We start from the raw sequence: 18,589 nt of genomic DNA, 5'->3' as shown, positions 1-18,589 counted from the left end.
AAAATTGCGCGTCCCAACTCGAGATCTTACTCAACTTTAAACTGACCGACGTTATCTTGTAACTCTTCAGCGGTGGCAAGCAGTGCTTGGATTGATGCTGCGATTTGGAGGGCGCTCTCGGAGGTCGATTGCGCGATCGCGGCGACATTTTCCATTGTCTGCGTTACCGATTGCGATTGTTGGGTTTGGGCTTGCGTCGAGAGGGTAATATTTTCGACCAGTTTGCCGATCTCCGCCGTTGCTTCAACGATAGCGTTTAAGCTAGCGCGCGTTTCGTTAACCAAGTTTGTCCCCGATACGACTTGTTGAATCCCTCGTTCCATCGCTGCTGCCACTTCGCTGGTTTCTTGTTGGATTTCCAAAACCAGTTTTTCGATTTCGCTGGTGGCTTCTTCGGATTGACGGGCGAGCGATCGCACTTCGTCGGCGACTACAGCGAAACCGCGCCCGTATTCGCCAGCGCGGGTTGCTTCGATGGCGGCGTTGAGCGCAAGCAGGTTAGTTTGCGTGGCAAAGTTCCCGATTAAGTTCACGACTTTCGTAATCTTCTGGGAAGATTCGCCCAAGCGTTTGATCTTCTGGCTGGTTTCTGCCACCGTTTTGCGAATTTCTGAGAACCCTTCTACCGTGCGGTTCATCGCCGTATCGCCGGTTTGAACGGTGGAACGCGCTTGTTGGAGCGCCAGTTCTACTTGCTTGGCGCTTCCGGCTACGGTGGAAGCAGCCGCCACCATGTTTTCGATTTGTTCGAGGGCGGCTTTGAGCGCTCGAAGTTCGTCTTGGGCTTGAGTGGAGAGAACTTCAATGGCAGCTTCGCTCTGGTTGGAGGTTTGACCGACTTTATCGGCGGCTTCTTTTACTTGTACGACGATGCGCCGCAAGCTTTTAATGGCGTTGTTGTAAGCATCGGCGATTGTTCCCATTTCGTCGTCGGTAATGGGCGCGCGTACTGTTAAGTCGCCTTCAAAGGAGGGACGAATTGCCATCAAAATTTGAATTGCCCGCTGCTGGAACAGTTCTTTTGCGGCTTTTTCGCGGTCTGCCACGGCTGCCATTGCGCTCGATTGTTCCGAAAGGCGATCGAGGGCTTCAATCTGTTGCAGGGCTACGCCTAACGGGACACTCAAGCGCGTCATCAGTTGCACTTCTTCTTCGAGCCACTGGCGCGGGCCGGAGTTTTGGTAGGCGCACAAGAGTCCCCAAAGGTTTTCGCCTTGAAAGATGGGGACGATGACATAAGCACGGGCTTGATATTTTTCTAGGGTGTCGGTGTAACAGGAGGGAAAGTTGGCGTTGTAAATGTCGTCGATGCGGGTGAATTTTACGCCGCGCGCGTATTTGCCGCCGCCCGTTTCTTGGAGGTAGGTATCGCGTTCGACGATGCTGCCGGTTGCCCAGGTTCTGAGGATGCAGCGGTCGGTAGCAACGCGATCGCTCTTAAGGACGGGATCTTGCTCTTGTTCGATCAACAGGGATGTCCAGCCGCTACCGACGGCTTCGGCAAGGACTTCGCCGCTCATATCTGCGTTAAAGCGGTAGATGGCGGTGCGATCTGCCGAGAGCAGTTGGCGCAAGTCTTGACAAGTTGTGCGGAAAATGGTATCTATCCCCGGAGCCTGCTGAATCTTTTCGAGGAGTTTGCTGAGGACTTGTTCTTGCTTGGCTTGGTTGGAGAGGCGAGTTAGGGCTTCGGCTTGCTGGATGGCTAGACCGAGGGGCAGGCTAATGCGCTGCACGAGGTTAATGTCTGCTTCTGTCCAAGCGCGCGGGCCGCTGTTTTGATAGATTCCCAACAGTCCCCAGAGTTTTTCGCCTTGGAAAACTGGCGCGATGATATAGGCGCGGGCTTGATATTTTTCTAGGGACTCGACATAGCAACGGGGAAAGTTTTTTTCGTAAATATCGCTGACGGCTGTATAACTTTCGCCTTTGCGGTAGCGTCCGCCTTTGGTGGTTTGGAGGTAAGTATCTTCTACAAGGGTGTTAGTAGACCAATCGCGGAGAATGCAGCGATCGGTGGCGATGCGATCGCCGCGCAATACTTCATCGTTGTCTTGTTCGTTCAGTAAGGAAACCCAACCCGCGCCGACGGATTCAGCGAGGACAATACCGCTCCAATCTGGGTTGAAGCGATAAATCATGACGCGATCGCCTTCTAAAATGCCGCGCAATTCCCGAACGGTATTGCGAAAAACGCTGTCGATGTCGGGACTGCTGCGGATGCGATCGACAATTTGGGCCAGGGCGCGATCGCGTTCTGCGTTTTGGGAGAGTTGCTGCGTTTGCCGCTCCAATTGCGCAACGTATTCAGCTTGCTGCATCGCGACTTCCAATTGTTTGCCTAACTGAACCAACAGATTCAGTTCGCTTTGCTGCCACTCTCGGGAACTGCGATTTTGATAAACGCCCAGCAATCCCCAGAGACTCTCGGATTTACTGCCGGACTTGGGTTGAAAGATAGGAATCAGAATGCAAGCGCGGGCTTCCATTTCTTTGAGCCGTTCGAGGCTAAAGGGCGCAATTCCGGCGGTTTCAATATCGTCTACGCGCGAGAAGGCTGCATTCTTGCGCCGCAACTCGTCTCCACTTTCCCGAAAATAGGCATCGTAGAGGTTTTGTCCGCTGGCGGGATCGATCGCGCTACTCTTTTTGCGTTCTTGCATCAGCGACGACCATTCTTTGCCTGCCGATTCGGCGATTAAGTCCCCGCTTTGTTTGTCGGCGAAGCGGTAGAGGAGGACGCGATCGACTTGCAACAATTGTCGCACTTCATCGACAGCGGTTTGAAATAGGGTATTAACGTCCAAGGACTGCCACAGACGCTCGATCGTTTTGATAAAGGCGAGGTCTTGTTTGGCATCGGTGGCGAGCTTTTGGGATTGGGCGGCGATCTGTTCGCGGCTGGCAGATTTTTGCAGGGCAGCCCCCAGGGGAGCGCTCAAACGCACCACGAGTTGTACTTCAGCGTCTTGCCAAGTGCGAGGGCCGGAGTTTTGATAGACGCAGATCAAGCCCCAGAGGCGTTCGTCGTGGAAGATGGGAACGATGACGTAGGCGCGGACTTGGTATTTTTCTAAGCTTTCGAGGTAGCAGGGGGAGAAACCCGCTGCATAAACGTCGTTGACGCAGGTGAATTTTTGACCGTGGGAGTAGGAGCCACCTTGACTATTTTGCAGGTAAGTGTCTTTGGCGATAATGCTGCCGCCTTTGCCCCATGCACGGAGGATGGAACGTTCGTTACCGCTGCGATCGCCTTTTAGAACCTCGTCGGTTTCTTGCGCTGAAAGCAGGGAAATCCAACCGCGCCCGACGGATTCGGCAATTGCTTCGCCACTCCAGTCGTGATTGAAACGATAAATGATGGCGCGATCGGCTCGCAAGCGCTGGCGAACTTCTTGGCAGGTGTTGAGGAACAGTTCGTCAATGGTGCGATCTTCGCTGGCGAGGTCTTCGACGACTTTATCGTAGGTTTTTTCGCGTTCGATCTGCTGTTGCAGTTGAAAGCGGAATTTTAGGGGCTGCAAGAGCGCGGTGAGTTCGGTGGCGATCGCGAGGAGGAGGTTGAGTTCGGACTCTTGCCAGATGCGCGGGGCTTGGGTGCTTTGCAGCGCGAGAATGCCCCAGACCTGCCCGTCGAGGAGAATGGGCGCACAACACTGGGACTGAATTTGGAACTGTTGCAGCGTTTGCCCGATGTAGGGATTGGCTTCGCCTCGTTCGGGGGCGGGAGTTGAGATCGTGCCGCGATCGCGCAACTCGGCTGTCGAGCGCGTTCCAAAGCAGGCTAAGGGAAGGCTAGAGGCGACTAGAGGGGGACAGCCGGGACTTCGCGCTTCAGCGAGCAACGTTGCCGATTGCTGACCTTTAATCTGGCAGATGATGGCGCGATCGGCATCCAAGGTTTGTCGGAGTAGAGTCACTGCCGTTTCGAGCAGGACATTGCGACTGGGACAGGCGCGCAAAGTGGCTGCTAGCTCGATCCAACGCTCTCGCGCGAGTTTAAAAGAGTTTTGTTCCGGTTGTTTTGCCGTTAATTGCTCGATTTGCTGCCAATACTGCTCGATTTGCGGGTTTGACAGCAGGCCTGCTTGTTCGAGTTGCGATCGCAGGGCGCTGACGGCGGCTGTCGGGCGTTCGGGTTGGGTTTGACCTTTACCATTCTGACCGACGGCGATGTCTCGTTCGCCGTCTCGATTTTGCTCCGGACTGGTTTGCTGAGGATAAACTGCCATAATTCGCCAAAGGTGTCGCTTAACTCTATGCTAATGGATCGCTTGCCCTAAAGCACTACTGCTGGGGAGGACGACTTGTAGAAAAGTTTGAAAGCTCGGCGCAATGGCTAGCAAACGCGGACGCTACCAGCGATTGGGGCTACACCCTCCAACCCTAGGGAGACCCTATCGTTTATAATTTTAGGTTCAAAAGTAAGATAAAGTTATATTCGGTCGAAGTAACGGTTGAGATTAAAATTCGGTCGGAGTAACAGTTAACCTTAAAATAAAGTTAAGATTGAAAGGAATTATATATTTCCTTCAAGATTTCTGAAGCGCGCTGTCCTATGGATAATGCCGTTCTTTTGAGCTTGCAAGCATTAGCTCGTTGGCCGAGATGCTCCCAACTGCAAGACATCCCTGCTTGCAATTCGCAAGCCAACACTATAGCTGAAAAGCGCCTGCATGAGAAGGCATAGCTGCGAATCAAAGGCGACTCAAAATCGAGTCTTCTTTTAACCGAGAGCAAATCAACGTTTGTCAGGTTCGTCGCCAGAGGAGAAGGAGCAAGAATCAACAAGCACCAATATCAATTGTTAGATTGCACCGACCAGACAAACCGCGATCGAGCCAAGCAGCAAGTCCGTAGAAATCAAGACAGAACGCCGGTTATCCAGTCTCAAAAAAGCTTGGGGGTATCCAGTTATTGAACAAGTCTTAATGTAACGGCACAGCCATATTGCTCATGATGACATCTGCTCCAAACCGCAACGAAGCTTTCTTTTCGCAGCTAAATCTTTACAGTCAGCAACAATTTACAGGAAGGTTGGATATTCAGTTGGTGACGGGTCAGCAATGGGGGCTTTACCTAAGTCTTGGAAATTTAGTTTGGGCAACAGAAGGCTTGCATCCGGTGCGGCGGTTTCGCCGCCAGTTAGCCAGCACTTTACCGAAAGTCAACCCTAAAGCCATCTCGCCCCGTCAATCGGACTTTTTTGAGTGTTGGGACTATCACGCTCTCGCCTTATTGGTGCAGCGCAATCTCGCTCAGACTGATGATGTGGTCGAGATTGCGCGCGGACTCATTGCGGAAGTTTTATTCGATCTCCTCCAAGCCATTGAGATTGCTGCCGTCACCCAACAAATCGCTCAATTTTACGAGAAACCTAGGGATCGAGGCGAGTCGGTTGAAGAGTTTAGGACTGCCTCCACTTTTAAAATTAAACCCAAGTTAGGCGCGCGACCTTCGAGTAAAGACTTAGGAATTTTCCCCCGTTCGCGAAGCTGGGATATAGAACTTGCGCTCAGCGGTACTCAAAAAGTGTGGGAAAAGTGGAGTCAAATGGGACTCGCCCTCTATTCCCCCAATCTCGCCCCCGTCATCAAAAAAAGCGAACAGCTTCAAGCTAAAGCTTCTCCCAGTACCTACAAAAATTTAGTGGCACTAATTGATGGTCGGCGCACGATGCGAGATATTAGCGTTCTCCTTAAAAAAGATCTTGTTGGAGTCTGTCAATCGTTACTACCCTATATTCGCCGACAATTGATCGGTTTAGTGGAAGTCCCAGATTTACCGAACCCCTATCAATCCTATTGCGATCTGGCTCGAGAGGCGACCCCGACAGCCGAGAGAGTGCCGACTTTCGACTCGTCTCCCGATCGCCCTTGCATTGTCTGTATCGATGATAGTCCTCGAGTCTGCAAAGCAATGGAAAAACTGCTAACGGGAGCAGGCTATCGGTTTATCGGCATTCAAGAAGCCATTCAAGCCTTACCAACGTTATTGCAGCACAAACCCGATGTCATTTTCCTCGATTTGATGATGCCGATCGCCAACGGTTACGAAATTTGCAGCCAAATCCGCCGCGTTTCCAATCTTAAAGATACGCCCGTTATTATTCTGACCAGTCAGGATGGATTAGTAGACCGGGTACGCGCTAAAGTTGTTGGTGCGACGGACTTTTTGACCAAGCCCGCCGACAAACAAAAACTTTTGGATATTGCCCGCAAATACGCTACAGGCGGCTCCAACGAACAGTCAGCGAAAGCCCGCTCTTCCTAGATTCCCCTTTCTAGAAGGGAGCGGGATTCTAAGCGATTCCCCGGTGCAGTCTCTAAGAGTTAACCTTTAACGACTATCCGAGACACTGCTTTAGCGTTACTTGAAGCTCTGCATCGTTAACGGGCTTGATTAAATAGGCATCGGCTCCCAGCATATTGCCCCAAATTTTATCGACATCGGTTCCTTTAGTCGAGCAGATAATGACGGGAATTTTACGAGTTTCGGGATTTGTTTTTAAAGTACGACACATTTCAAACCCGCTCTGACCGGGCAAAATTACGTCGAGAACGATCAGATCGGGCTTATTGTGAGAAAGCTTTTCTTGAGCTTCCTCGACGCTGGATGCGCTAACAACCAGCAAACCCGCTTGTTGCAAGTAAGATGCCATGATATTTCTATCGGTCAAACTATCTTCGACAAGCAAAACGGTTTTCATCTTCTCAGCAGTTACAAAAACTTTAGGATGCGGATAGGAGAACAGCAGAAAGAAGAACTGCTGGTATGCCTTTAACTCTAAGCCTACTGTATTATCGTAGCGTGTCGGAGTTGACAAATCTGCTCGGTTAAGGAAGCGGAAACTTTATGTTCTCGATCGCTAAGGCTTTGCACGATCGCGAAGTAGAGCGGTAGGAACGGTTGCGTTGCCGCCGAACCCGCCTACAACTTCTTTCTGCTCCTTGCTAAAGTTCTCACTCCTAGTATCGAGGGTAGGCGCGATCGCCCTTTGACGAGGGCTTGTGTAGAATAATGGACAATGGATAGAAGAACTCAGAAGTTGAAGGGTTTGCCTTGGGTCAACATAATTCGCGATCGATCATTCGTAGTTCGTAATTATATCTTACCACCACGACGGTCGTCGGGGGCTTGAATATCGTTGCTGGGCATTGCTCGACTGTCCATTGTCCATTATCTATCAATTCTTGAAGGCGTTATCCATTGTCCATTATCAATTATCAATTATCCCTCTATTGCTTCAAATTCAAGCTGGCAGCAAGCAAGCAAATAATTCCTAAATTAATACAGACATCGGCAATATTAAACACAGGAAAATTAATCCAGCGTGCGTCTAGGAAATCGATCACGTAACCGTTGAGAAAACGACAAATCCCATTGCCCAAAGCACCAGCCAGAATGAACCCATAGCCAACCTGTTCGAGGGGGCGCAACTTCGGCCCCCAAATCGCCAGTGCAATCAACCCCAAACTCACGGCTAGCGACAGCCAACGCAACCAATCTGCACCGCCTGCAAACAAGCTAAAGGCTGCTCCGGTATTATGAACGTAGGTGAGGTGAAAGATTCCCGGAATCAGGGGAATGGTATCGCCCACTTCTTGAAAGCTTTGGCTGACCCACATCTTGGTGAGTTGGTCGAGGAGCAATCCGCTGAGGGCAATTATCCAAAAAAAACGATTTTTCACATTAGTACAATAAAATGCGGCGCAGGATATAGCCGATTAAAGAAACGGCACAGACGATCGCGAATTGGCTTGCTAAGGGATTCAAAGAATACTTTTCGATCGCGCCGACCAAAAGCGCCCTTTCCCCCCCAGGATGGCTTAAAAGATGCAATCCCGACAAATACGCAATCCCGACCAGATGAACGGCGAACAATCCTATCGTACAGCTAAAAGCGAGGGTTTCCAGCTTGGGCTTGCGACGAAAGGCGAGCCAACCGCACAACCAAGCACCGGGAATAAAGCCGATAATGTAACCGAAAGTTGGTTCGAGCAGGTAACGCCAGCCGCCACCTTGGGTAAATACGGGGTACAAGCCGGTCAAGCCCAAGATAACATAAGCGATCTGCGCGATCGCACCCGCTTTCTTTCCCCCCAAACAACCGACGAGTAGCACTGCCCCAATTTGGCAGGTTACGCCTAACGATTGGGGTTGAATGCCTTGCTGCGACCATTGCCAGGGGGAATTCGTGACGAAGGCTTCGACGAGCGTACCGCTAATGGTCAGCAATAGACCGATCGCTGCCCACAGCAATTGGTAGGGCGTAACCCAGGGCAATCGCTCGCTTTTGGGTTTGCCTTCAGGACGACGCGAGGGTTTTCGTCCGGCGTTGGACGTTCGCCTAGTCCGGCGACGCGAGCGGGTATTCCCCGGGAATTGGAGCTTCGCCACCTTCAAGTCCTAGAGATTCTAATAGGGCGCGGTCTTGTTCGGGGGGTTGCCCCAAAGTTGTTAGGTAATGCCCGACTAGCATAGCATTAATCCCGGCTTGGAATCCGAGGCTTTGTAGCTCGCCCATGACTGCTTCTCTGCCGCCTGCGTAGCGCAGAATTTGTTGGGGTAGGATCAAGCGGAAAATCGCGATCGCTTTAATCGCTTCGTAAGGCGAGAGTTGGGGACGATCTCTTAAAGGCGTGCCGCCGCGCGGGTTGAGCAGGTTCAATGGTACGGATTCGACTTCCAACTCGCGCAGGGAGAAGGCGAGATCGATGCGATCTTCCCAGCTTTCCCCGAGGCCAAAAATACCGCCACTACAAGCTTGGATTCCCGCTGCTTTCAGGTTGCGAACGGTTTCGACGCGATCGCGCCACTGATGTGTGGTGACGATCTCACTAAAGAAGTTTTCCGATGCTTCTAAGTTATGGTTGTAGCGCGTTACGCCTGCCTCTCTTAATGCTTGCGCCTGTTCGATTGTGACTTCGCCGAGGGCGCAACAAGGTTTGATATCGAGCGTTTCGGCAATTTCGCGCGCGGTTTCTAAGATTTGCTCGAATTCTCCTGATTTCGGGCTGTTATACTTAGGGCCTCGTCCTTGACTCACTAAGCAAAAACGCTTAGCTCCTGCTTCCGCCGCCGCGCGAGCTTGGGCGAGAATTTCTTCTTTGCTCTTTAAACCGTAGATCGGGGAACCTTCGCCGGGATGGTGGGCGGATTGGGAGCAAAAGCCGCAATTTTCCGAACAGTTGCCCGATTTGACGTTGATGATGCTGCACAAATCGACGGTATTGCCGCAGCACCCTTGGCGCACGCGATCGGCTGCCGCACATAAGAGCAAGATGTCATCTTGACTTTCTATTTGAGTTAACGCTCTGGCTTCGTCCCGCGTCAGCCGATAACCGTTGATGATGCGATCGGCTAATCGGTTGAGTTCGGCGGCGAGAGCGGTTCCGGTTGCAAGTTCAAATTCCCGTGAAGACGCGGAAACTGGCGATTGAACCACGATAGTCTCTTCCTTTGAAACGATACGCAATTTTATCACGCTGGGAGGAGTTATGAATTATGAGTTATGAGTGGTGAGTTATGAGTGGGGGGAATTATGAATGGTGAGTTATGAAAAGGGAGTTATGAGTTATGAATTATAAGTTATGAGTTATGAAAAGGGAATTATGAAGTTCGACAGCTAAAGCGCTACGCAACTCGGTTAGGACATTTTGTGCGTTTATAAACGTACCTTCACAAGCTCAGTGTAGCACTTGCCGAAATACCTAAATTCCGAAATGCTGTAGTTCGCGCCGAAGTCTCAATGACCGCGAATTAGGAATTCTGAGGGTATTAATGAGGCATCACTTACTATACTTTAAATTCAGTATCATTCATTATTCACGCCTAATGTGAATTAGAAGCCAGAAAGAGCCATCTTACTGTTCTTTCTCCCCTCGCATTTTCCCCCTTTAGTAAGGGGGGTTAGGGGGGATCGGGAGAAGGGCTGGGGGTGAGAGAAATCAAGATTTTTGGATAATGCACATCAGACGTTATTCATTATTGCGTGCAGGGAAAGGCCCGGGTTTAACTTGTAAGGTCAGTTTTTGTCCGCCGCGCGAAATCTCCACAGCTAAAACGCGACCGATCGCGCTGCGTTCGACTTCGTGCTGCACTTCTGCCGACTCTTGAATCGGTTTGCCAGCGATGGTATGAATGACATCTCCTGTTTGCAGTCCGGCTCGAGCCGCAGGAGAGTTGGGGACGACTTGGACGACAACAACGCCGCGATCGCGATCGAGCTTAAAGCGCGTTTCCGGATCTGCCTCGAGTTCTTTGCGCAGTTCGGGACTGAGATCCAGCATTTGAATGCCTAAATAGGGATGATCGGCGCGTCCTTTTGCAAATAATTGATTGGCGACTCGTTGGGCGGTTTCAATCGGGATCGCAAAACCCAATCCTTGGGCATCGGCGCGAATCGCCGTGTTCATGCCGATCGCTTCGCCGTTAGCATTGAGTAACGGACCGCCCGAATTACCGGGATTGATCGCCGCATCGGTTTGAATGAAACTGACGCGCTTGTCGGGAACGCCGACTTGACGGCTAGAACGTCCGATCGCGCTGATAATGCCAACGGTAACGGTATTATCTAAGCCTAAAGGATTGCCGATCGCGATCGCCCATTCGCCGGGGATCGCTTTTTCCGATTCTCCCAATTTAATCGTTGGCAATTCTTTCGCGTCAATTTTGACCGCTGCTACATCGGTGACATCATCCACACCAACGACGCGCCCTTCCAGTTCTCGCCCGTCTTTGAGCGTTACCACGACGCGATCGGCTCCTTCGACAACGTGAGCGTTAGTGATTAAGCGCCCGTCCGAGTTTAAAATAAAACCCGATCCCGTCCCCCGTTGGACGCGCGGTTGCGGAATCGGCGCTTCTTCCCCGAAAAAGCGGCGGAAAAATGGCTGGGAGAAGGGGGGTTGAGTGTCGCGATCGATGGTTCGGGACGCATCAATGCGAACCACCGCCGGTCCAACTTTCTGGACGGCACGGGCGATAAAATTGAGTCGATTATCCGTCTCTACCGGAGTCGTGCTAGGCTGAACGGCTGAAGGTTTTAAGGTGGCTGGGACGAGGGGTTGCACCGATTGGGTCGTTTGCTGTGCTTTGGGTGCAAGGGCGCGACTGCCGAATACACCAATTCCACCCCCCAGGATTAATAAGCTGATATATAAACCCATCTGTGCGAGCGATTTAGTCATTTTTTTTTAAGAGATTGAATTAATAGAGATTGGGTTAAATCGATCGATTGTTTCCGGTTCGCTCGAAGGTGCAACGTAGCTATTGCCAAATTTAGGCGGTTCTGCAAGGGTATAAATGCGATCGGCTTGCGCGATCGCGCGGCGGATATGAATCGGCGTTTGCAGCAGGCCCAAATAGGTTATTCCATCAAGACCGCGCAGTCCTCCGGTTGTTTTTTCGGCAAGTAAGCGATCGATTTCGTCGGGATCGGGTCGCGTTTCGATCGCGCGATCGGAACATAACGCAAAACCCCAAGCCCCTGCAAAGGTGGGAACTGGGGAAGAATAGGAAACCACGTAAGGAAAGACCGTTTTTAAGGTTTTGACCAACCGCGCGTGCATTTGAATTTCTCCGGGGGAAGTCGGCCCCGCTTGGACGACTAAGTAACCGCCGGGAGCGAGAACTTCCCGCAACTTTTGAAAATATTCTTGGGTAAAGAGGCGGTAGGATGGTCCTTCTTCAATCGGATCCGATAGGTCTGAAACGATCGTATCCCACCGTTCCTCCATGCGATCGAGTACCGCGATCGCGTCGGCAATCTTCACTTCGACTCGCGGATCGTCAAATGCACCTCTGTGCATCTCTGTCAAGTGTTTTTTGCAGGCTTCGACGACTTCCCCATCGATATCCACCATCAACGCCCGCTCCAATGTTTTCCAGCGCAGGACTTCCCGTAGCGTCGCGCCTTCGCCGCCACCGAGGATCAGGGCATTTTTCGGCGCGCCATGACAAATCGCTGCCGGATGAACGAGCGGTTCGTGATACAGAAACTCATCGCCCGTGCAGGACTGCCACTTGCCATCGAGAACCAGCGCTTTTCCGTAGGTTCCCGTTTCGACAATGTGCATCTCTTGGTAGGCCGTCTTCTGGCAAGCTAGAATTTTCGTCACGCCATGTTCGTACACATCCCACGGCGTGATGTAATCTTTGAGCCACAGATCGGCTTTAACTTCACTCCCGGCCATTCTTAGTTACACCCTTTGGCAATTGCGGTTCCCTGCATCCGTATTGTATTCCACCTCGGAAGGTTCGCCCAAATTGACCGGAATCGGGGATCGTTGAAACAGCAATGCGATCGCATTGCTGTTCCTGGGATTAAACCTAATAAAAGGGCAGAAAGTCGGCAATGCCCATCATCGTAATTTTGCTAAAAGCGGTAGATTAGCGATCGGCAAAGCCAACCCCGGGCGCGCCTACATCAGCAAACGACGCACCAAAATACTCAACACCTCGCCGGGATTTTGAGTCGGAACCAATGGACTCCATTCTCCCACTTCAGCAAAACCCAAGCGATGCAAGCGGTGAATGGTGCGGGTTACAGCTTTAGGAGAACCTACGAGCATTACTTTGAGCGGTTCTCGTTGGGGCGGTTGGAGTTCGGGAACGGCGGTTGGGGTTGCGGAAAGAGTCGCTAGAGCGCGATCGGCAAGGAAGTTTTTAGGCATAAAGAAGTTTAGGCTTTGACGCAAGTGTTCCGTATATGGAACGCCTTTATCTTACCTCGAATGTTTCATATCTGGAACATTTACGGAATTATGAGCCTCTGACAAAATTTGAGGCATGGGAAGAGCAGGTGAAGCACTCAAACAAGTATTAGACGAGTACGGCATTAGCCAAAATCGATTAGCCGTTGTCATGGGGGTTGGGCGTTCTAACGTTCACCGCTGGGTTAGTGGAACGACGGATCCAGCGGCTGAAGCAGTATTGGAGATTCGTAAAGGATTGCAAAAAATCGATTCGGAGGCGGCAATTGAATTTATTCGTTTGTATCTAGACGATCGCTCTAGCTCCTGAGCGATGGTTTCTGAGACAATTTGAAGCATGGGAAAAGCAGGTCAAGCACTGAGGCAAGTATTAGACGAGTACGGCATTAGCCAAAATCAATTGGCGATCGCGATGGAGGTCAGGCGTTCTAATATTCATCGTTGGGTCAATGAAAGTCGCGATCCGTCTGCTGAGGCGGTATTAGAGATTCGTAAAGGATTGCAAAAAATCGATCCGGAAGCAGCAATTGAATTTATCCGTCTGTACATAGACGATCGCTCTAGCTCCTGAGCGATGGTTTCTGAGACAATTTGAAGTATGGGCAGAGTATACTCAAAGTATTAACCCTCGGTAGATGCTACGATGACGCTCAAAGAACTTCTAATCCAAGAAATTGATAACACCCCCGACGAACTGCTTGTCGAACTTCTTAGCTTAGTGCGATCGCTGAAATCCTCTCCACCCAGTCAGCTTAATATCTACGAACAATTGCTAGAGCGAATTGACTACCTCGAAGCCATTATCGGTATCCGCAAAGGACTCGAAAGCTTCGAGCGGGGTGAAGGTATCCCAGCCGATCTTGCCATGACAGCGCTACAGCGGCAGTTCAACATTCCTCCATGTCCATGAGCTATCGAATACTCATCCAACCTCCTGCTTTTGCAGAAATTGAAACTGCTTACCGTTGGATGTGCGATAATCTCAGTGCTGATGCAGCAAACCAGTGGTACTACGATCTCCAAGATGCGATCGCCTCTCTGCAAAAGTTTCCCTACCGCTGCTCGTTTGCACCTGAAGCCGATATCATTGGTCGAGAAATTCGGCAGCTGTGGGTTGGCAAAACAAGAGCCTATCGGATTCTGTTTGCGATCGAGGGCGATACCGTCGCCATCTTGCATATTCGTCACCGCCGTCAAGCTCCTTTAGGTACTGAGCCGTCAGATTAGATCGTATCCCACTTGCTTTGCCATAATTGACAGGAGAATAGAGAAAATCGATAATTGGTTATCGAGCTATGTAACTAACCGAGGTGGCTATGGCGATCGCGCGACGCAGCAAACCGGGTGCAGTTGGGTGGCAAGGTTGTTTTTTGGGATTGGCAACCGCATTTCTCTGCTTCGGATTTATAGGGATACCGAGTCGAGCAATCCCCCTCGCCCAACAACCGCAAAATAATTCCTCAGAACTCGCCAACCCTGCCATAGAACAACTGTTTCAAGACGCTAAAAAGATCTACGAGCAGGGAACGCCGGAATCTCTGCAACAAGCTCGCCTCAAATTTCAAGAAGTTCTCGAAGGATTTCAAGCAGCCAGCGATCGCCAGGGCATTGGCAAAACGTTAGGATATTTGGGTTTTATTAGCTCCGATTTAGAACAAAATCCGCAGGCCATCGAATACTTCAAACAAGCCCTAGAAATCTTTCGAGCTTTAGGCAAACGCACCGATGAAATGACAGCGCTCGTTCGGATTGGCTTGGCTTACTCTGAATTAGGCGATTACGAGCAAGCCCTCGCCTATGCCCTGGAAGCATTACCCCTTGTCAGAGAAACCGCAGATAAAACCAAAGAAGCTCACGTCCTTCTGTTAATGGGACAAGCTTACAACAAGCTCGGACAGAGAGAGCAAGCGCTAACTGTTTTAAAACAAGCCGCTTCTTTATATCTCGAAGTCAATAACCTTTCCAGCGCTGCGAATGCTTTCGACTATCTCAGCCTTATTTACCATCAACTCGGCAACGATAGCCAAGCACTCTCGCAACTCCAACAATCCCTTCCCCTTTGGCAAGCCACAGGAGAGACAGAGCGCGAAGCTAATACGTTAAAAATAATCGGAGGCTTGTCGAGCGATCTTGGCAATTACCAACAAGCACTAGACTATTACAACCAAGGATTAAACCGCTTTCAAGCCCTCAAAAAAACTTCCGAAGAAGCAGATATTCTACAGGTATTAGCTCAAATATACTTGGAATTGGGAGATAATCGCTCCAGCCTTATCTCTTTAAATCGCGCTCTTACCCTGCAAGAATCCCTCAACAATCCTTCCGGACGGGCGACAATCTTAAGGGATATTGGTATGACTTATTACAACTCGAATGACTTCGAGCAAGCCCTCTCTTACTACAACCAAGCATTAACCCTTTGGCGACAGTTAAATAATCGAGTTGAAGAAGCCACAACCCTCGAAGATATCAGTACGATTCACTACTGGAATCCTTTTGTGTATGGAACGGGCGATTATCAACAGGGACTCGAGGAACTTAAGCAAGCCCTCTCAATTTTTCAAACTGAGGGAACTCAACACCAAAAAGCCTTCATTCTGGGCAAACTCGCGTTGTATTACAGCTATTTGGAAGATAAATCCCAAGCTCTAGAATATCTCGATCGCGCGATCGCTATTGTCCCAACCTTAGAAGACCTATCGAGTCAAGCACTAATATTGGGTCATATTGCTTCCGTCTACGATGGGCTTTCAGACTATCCCAAAGCCCTTGAATTTGACCGACGCGCGCTCGAACTGTATCGAACGTTAGGGGACAAAAACAATGAAGCTGAAACCCTAGCCGATCTCGCTCGATACCAACACAATTTAGGCAATCTTGCAGGCGCGCGCCAAAATATCGAAGCCGCCATCGACATCATCGAAACACTCCGCACCAAAATCGCCAGCCCCGAACTCCGTACCTCCTACTTCGCCACCGTCCAAAGCTACTACCAGTTCTACATCGATTTGCTGATGCAACTGCATCAACAAAACCCCAACAAAGGTTACAACATCGAAGCGCTAAATATCAGCGAACGCAGTCGCGCCCGCGTTCTCCTCGAACTCCTCACCGAAGCCAACGCCAACATCCGTCAAGGAGTCGATCCTGCCTTATTAACCCAAGAACGCACCCTTCTCCAACAAATCAACGCCACCGAGTTCAAAAGAACCCAAAGCTATAAAGAAGGCGCTTCCAATCGAGAATTAGAAACCCTGCAAAAACGAACTGAATCTCTCCTCGCCCAACTCGATGAAGTCGCCGCCCAAATCCGCGTTAAAAGTCCCACCTACGCCAACCTCAAATATCCCCAACCCCTCACCGTCCCTGAAATCCAAAGCCGCGTCCTCGACAGCGACACCCTACTGCTCGAATACTCCCTCGGCGACGATCGCAGCTATCTCTGGGCAGTTAGCAAAACCGGAATTGCCAGCTATACCTTACCGCCCCGCGCCGAAATTGAAGCCGCTGCCAAGAACTTTTTAGGTGCGATTGCTGCCCAAAGTACCGATTTAACTGCGGCAAATCAACTCACTCAAATGCTTCTCGCGCCCGTCGCTTCCCAACTGCACGGACAGCGCTTGTTAATTGTCGGCGACGGTATTCTGCAAACCATCCCCTTCGCCGCTTTGCCTACTTCCCTCGTCCCCGAGTCCCCCACTCCCCCAGTCACCCCATCTCCTCCCCTACTGGTTAACCACGAAATCGTTACCCTCCCTTCCGCCTCTACTATCGACATCTCGCGCAGCCAACTGCAAAATCGTCCCCGCGCGCCCAAAACCCTCGCCGTACTTGCGGATCCGGTTTTTGATGAGTCCGACTCGCGTTTGAGCGGAAATAATACCTCCCAAACGAGTCCGCCCGATGCTCAGCGCCTCGCCCCAGAATCTTGTACTTCCCTCAATCGTCTCGAATACACGGCAAAAGAAGCTCAAAACCTTCTGGCTCTCGTCCCGGAAGGGCAACGCTTGCAAGCGCTCGGTTTCGATGCTTCTCGCGCTACGGCTACTAGCCCGGAAATTGCCCAGTACCAGATGGTTCACCTGGCAACGCACGGCTGCCTTCGCGATAATCCAACGTTATCGGGCGTGGTGCTGTCGATGCTGGACGCGCAGAGGAATCCTCAAGATGGGTTTCTGCGTTTGGGCGATATTTTTAATCTCAATCTCCCGGCGGAGTTGGTGGTGCTGAGTGCTTGTCAGACGGGACTGGGCAATGATGTCGGGGGAGAAGGGATGGTGGGGTTGACAAGAGGGTTAATGTATGCAGGGGCGCGTCGCGTGGTGGTGAGTTTGTGGAGCGTTAACGATACGGCAACTTCGGAGTTGATGGCGAGGTTTTATCGCAAGATGTTGAGCGAGGGGATGAATCCTGTTGCGGCGTTGCGTTCGGCGCAGTTGGAGATGTGGCAAACGCAACAGTGGAGCGCGCCTTATTATTGGGCGGCGTTTACGGCGCAGGGCGAGTGGCGCTGAGGGATAAAAACCCCAAGTTCGGCGCATTGTCCCTGCTGTCGATCGCGCCAGGTAACTAATCGTTATCAAAATTGTAACGGGCGATCGCGCATCTAAGTTGCAGGGTAAATTGAAAAATAGATATATAGTAATTTTTACTGGAGAGCTATGAATCCTCTATCTCGCCGTCCCTTTCTCCAATTTGCGGGTGCAGTCCTTGCTTCCCTTGGCTTGCACCAAATCGATCGCTACGGTAAAGTTCTCGCCCAGCCGACATCGCGCAAACTCGCCCTACTCGTCGGTATCAATGCCTATCCCGAACAAGGATTAGCATTAGCAGGATGCGTTAACGATGTCGAGCTACAAAAACATCTATTGATTCACCGCTTTGGGTTTAACCCCAGCGATATTCTTACCATAACGGACGCACAAGCCACGCGCCAAGGCATCCTGGATGCTTTTGAAGAGCATCTGATCGAACAAGCCAAACCGGGAGATGTCGTCGTTTTTCATTACTCCGGACATGGTTCTATCGCTTCAGATCCGGATTCAATTATTACAAACCGCGCCGATCCTCTTTTTGGAACCAACGGGACTTTTGTCCCCGTCGATGCGAGCTTGCCACCGGGATATCCCGAACAAGGTGGCGAAGTTAAAGATATTATGGGGCATACGCTCTTTTTGTTGATGTCTGCGTTGCAAACCGAGAACGTGACGGCGGTGCTGGATAGCTGTTTTTCCGGCGGGGCGACGCGAGAATTTCGGGCGCGATCGCGCAATGGCGGCAAAAATTTGCAGCTATCCCAAGCTGAAAAAGACTATCAAGCCCGGTGGTTATCTCGCCTCAACCTCTCCCGCGAGGAGTTTATCGAAGGGTATCGACGCGGCGTTGCCAAAGGCGTGCTTCTCGCCGCCGCCCAACCGTACCAAACTGCCGCCGATGCACAATTGAACGGTTTTACTGCCGGGATTTTTACCTACCTGCTGACGCAATACCTGTGGCAAGAAGATGGAACGCCAGAAAGTGCGATCGCGCGCATCCTGCCTCAAATACCCAAAGAGTACCGTCAAAGCCCAAAGTTTGAAGTTAAGCCCGATAGCGACTACAATACACAACCTTTGTATTTTGTCAATCCTTCAAATCCAGTAGCCGATGCCGTCGTGACAGAAGCGAACCAAACGCAGGCAAAATTATGGTTAGGCGGGATTGATGGGGGAATTCTGGAACGCGGGATGGTTTTCAAAGCGCTTTCCGGTTCCGGACAAGTACGACTTACCAGACGCAAAGGATTAGTCGCAGAGGCAACAATCGAGAAAACTGTTAGTCCTGGAACCCTCTTAAAACTGGTGCATTGACACCCGACATCATCGGCGAAATGG

At 50.9% G+C, this 18,589-nt stretch carries 15 protein-coding genes; 7 read left to right on the top strand and 8 right to left on the bottom strand.

The window, feature by feature from the left end; all coding sequences use genetic code 11:
• Nucleotides 1–26 precede the first annotated feature (26 nt).
• Entirely contained in the window at nucleotides 27–4,232 is a 4,206-nt protein-coding gene (locus tag H6G50_RS11760) for a GAF domain-containing protein (RefSeq protein WP_190716389.1), read from the bottom strand.
• Nucleotides 4,233–4,956: 724 nt separating this feature from the next.
• On the opposite strand from H6G50_RS11760, the gene H6G50_RS11755 reads away from it, so the two are divergent.
• Complete coding sequence (locus tag H6G50_RS11755) at nucleotides 4,957–6,273, top strand: response regulator (protein ID WP_242032796.1); 1,317 nt, start codon at nucleotides 4,957–4,959, stop codon at nucleotides 6,271–6,273.
• A gap of 73 nt (nucleotides 6,274–6,346) precedes the next feature.
• Here H6G50_RS11755 and H6G50_RS11750 read toward each other — a convergent pair whose 3' ends face one another.
• The 7 genes from H6G50_RS11750 to H6G50_RS11720 form a co-directional block, all read right to left on the bottom strand.
• The gene (locus H6G50_RS11750) at nucleotides 6,347–6,826 is read right to left on the bottom strand and encodes a response regulator (RefSeq protein ID WP_347239923.1); all 480 of its coding nucleotides are present in this window, start codon (nucleotides 6,824–6,826) and stop codon (nucleotides 6,347–6,349) included.
• A gap of 412 nt (nucleotides 6,827–7,238) precedes the next feature.
• Complete coding sequence (gene lspA, locus H6G50_RS11745) at nucleotides 7,239–7,691, bottom strand: signal peptidase II (protein WP_190716387.1); 453 nt, start codon at nucleotides 7,689–7,691, stop codon at nucleotides 7,239–7,241.
• Nucleotide 7,692: 1 nt separating this feature from the next.
• The gene (locus H6G50_RS11740; RefSeq protein WP_199302834.1) at nucleotides 7,693–8,286 is read right to left on the bottom strand and encodes a biotin transporter BioY; all 594 of its coding nucleotides are present in this window, start codon (nucleotides 8,284–8,286) and stop codon (nucleotides 7,693–7,695) included.
• Nucleotides 8,287–8,350: 64 nt separating this feature from the next.
• On the bottom strand, nucleotides 8,351–9,448 hold the full coding sequence (gene bioB, locus H6G50_RS11735) for a biotin synthase BioB (protein ID WP_190716382.1): 1,098 nt from the start codon (nucleotides 9,446–9,448) through the stop codon (nucleotides 8,351–8,353).
• A 532-nt stretch (nucleotides 9,449–9,980) separates the two neighbouring features.
• Complete coding sequence (locus tag H6G50_RS11730; protein WP_190716380.1) at nucleotides 9,981–11,192, bottom strand: HhoA/HhoB/HtrA family serine endopeptidase; 1,212 nt, start codon at nucleotides 11,190–11,192, stop codon at nucleotides 9,981–9,983.
• A 6-nt stretch (nucleotides 11,193–11,198) separates the two neighbouring features.
• Nucleotides 11,199–12,197: a fused MFS/spermidine synthase gene (locus tag H6G50_RS11725; protein WP_190716378.1), complete on the bottom strand. Its 999-nt coding sequence runs from the start codon at nucleotides 12,195–12,197 to the stop codon at nucleotides 11,199–11,201.
• Between the two features lie 228 nt (nucleotides 12,198–12,425).
• On the bottom strand, nucleotides 12,426–12,677 hold the full coding sequence (locus tag H6G50_RS11720; RefSeq protein WP_190716376.1) for a peptide ABC transporter substrate-binding protein: 252 nt from the start codon (nucleotides 12,675–12,677) through the stop codon (nucleotides 12,426–12,428).
• A 115-nt stretch (nucleotides 12,678–12,792) separates the two neighbouring features.
• Here H6G50_RS11720 and H6G50_RS11715 point away from each other — a divergent pair, with 115 nt between their 5' ends.
• The 6 genes from H6G50_RS11715 to H6G50_RS11690 all read left to right on the top strand — a co-directional run bounded on the left by H6G50_RS11715 (nucleotide 12,793) and on the right by H6G50_RS11690 (nucleotide 18,565).
• A complete protein-coding gene (locus H6G50_RS11715; protein WP_190716373.1) occupies nucleotides 12,793–13,026 on the top strand; it encodes a helix-turn-helix transcriptional regulator in 234 nt (77 codons plus the stop codon).
• A 27-nt stretch (nucleotides 13,027–13,053) separates the two neighbouring features.
• Complete coding sequence (locus tag H6G50_RS11710) at nucleotides 13,054–13,287, top strand: helix-turn-helix transcriptional regulator (protein ID WP_190716371.1); 234 nt, start codon at nucleotides 13,054–13,056, stop codon at nucleotides 13,285–13,287.
• Nucleotides 13,288–13,359: 72 nt separating this feature from the next.
• Nucleotides 13,360–13,626 carry a prevent-host-death family protein gene (locus H6G50_RS11705; RefSeq protein ID WP_190716369.1) on the top strand — a complete coding sequence of 89 codons (267 nt, stop codon included), beginning with the start codon at nucleotides 13,360–13,362 and terminating at the stop codon, nucleotides 13,624–13,626.
• The gene (locus tag H6G50_RS11700) at nucleotides 13,623–13,943 is read left to right on the top strand and encodes a type II toxin-antitoxin system RelE/ParE family toxin (RefSeq protein WP_190716367.1); all 321 of its coding nucleotides are present in this window, start codon (nucleotides 13,623–13,625) and stop codon (nucleotides 13,941–13,943) included. Before H6G50_RS11705 ends, H6G50_RS11700 begins: the two co-directional genes overlap by 4 nt.
• Before the next feature lie 89 nt (nucleotides 13,944–14,032).
• A complete protein-coding gene (locus H6G50_RS11695; RefSeq protein ID WP_190716365.1) occupies nucleotides 14,033–17,230 on the top strand; it encodes a CHAT domain-containing protein in 3,198 nt (1,065 codons plus the stop codon).
• A 147-nt stretch (nucleotides 17,231–17,377) separates the two neighbouring features.
• Nucleotides 17,378–18,565, top strand: coding sequence for a caspase family protein (locus tag H6G50_RS11690; RefSeq protein WP_190716363.1), 1,188 nt, complete (start codon nucleotides 17,378–17,380; stop codon nucleotides 18,563–18,565).
• Nucleotides 18,566–18,589 lie beyond the last annotated feature (24 nt).

Source organism: Oscillatoria sp. FACHB-1406, from assembly GCF_014698145.1.
Taxonomy (GTDB): domain Bacteria; phylum Cyanobacteriota; class Cyanobacteriia; order Cyanobacteriales; family Spirulinaceae; genus FACHB-1406.
The sequence above is the reverse complement of the archived record's forward strand: the minus strand, read 5'-3'. Positions and strand labels throughout refer to the sequence as shown.

Coding starts and splice junctions, on each gene's coding strand:
- H6G50_RS11760 (WP_190716389.1), bottom strand. CDS start 4,232: ATGGCAGTTTATCCTCAGCAAACCAGTCCGGAGCAAAATCGAGACGGC.
- H6G50_RS11755 (WP_242032796.1), top strand. CDS start 4,957: ATGATGACATCTGCTCCAAACCGCAACGAAGCTTTCTTTTCGCAGCTA.
- H6G50_RS11730 (WP_190716380.1), bottom strand. CDS start 11,192: ATGACTAAATCGCTCGCACAGATGGGTTTATATATCAGCTTATTAATC.
- H6G50_RS11725 (WP_190716378.1), bottom strand. CDS start 12,197: ATGGCCGGGAGTGAAGTTAAAGCCGATCTGTGGCTCAAAGATTACATC.
- H6G50_RS11720 (WP_190716376.1), bottom strand. CDS start 12,677: ATGCCTAAAAACTTCCTTGCCGATCGCGCTCTAGCGACTCTTTCCGCA.
- H6G50_RS11715 (WP_190716373.1), top strand. CDS start 12,793: ATGGGAAGAGCAGGTGAAGCACTCAAACAAGTATTAGACGAGTACGGC.
- H6G50_RS11710 (WP_190716371.1), top strand. CDS start 13,054: ATGGGAAAAGCAGGTCAAGCACTGAGGCAAGTATTAGACGAGTACGGC.
- H6G50_RS11705 (WP_190716369.1), top strand. CDS start 13,360: ATGACGCTCAAAGAACTTCTAATCCAAGAAATTGATAACACCCCCGAC.
- H6G50_RS11700 (WP_190716367.1), top strand. CDS start 13,623: ATGAGCTATCGAATACTCATCCAACCTCCTGCTTTTGCAGAAATTGAA.
- H6G50_RS11695 (WP_190716365.1), top strand. CDS start 14,033: ATGGCGATCGCGCGACGCAGCAAACCGGGTGCAGTTGGGTGGCAAGGT.
- H6G50_RS11690 (WP_190716363.1), top strand. CDS start 17,378: ATGAATCCTCTATCTCGCCGTCCCTTTCTCCAATTTGCGGGTGCAGTC.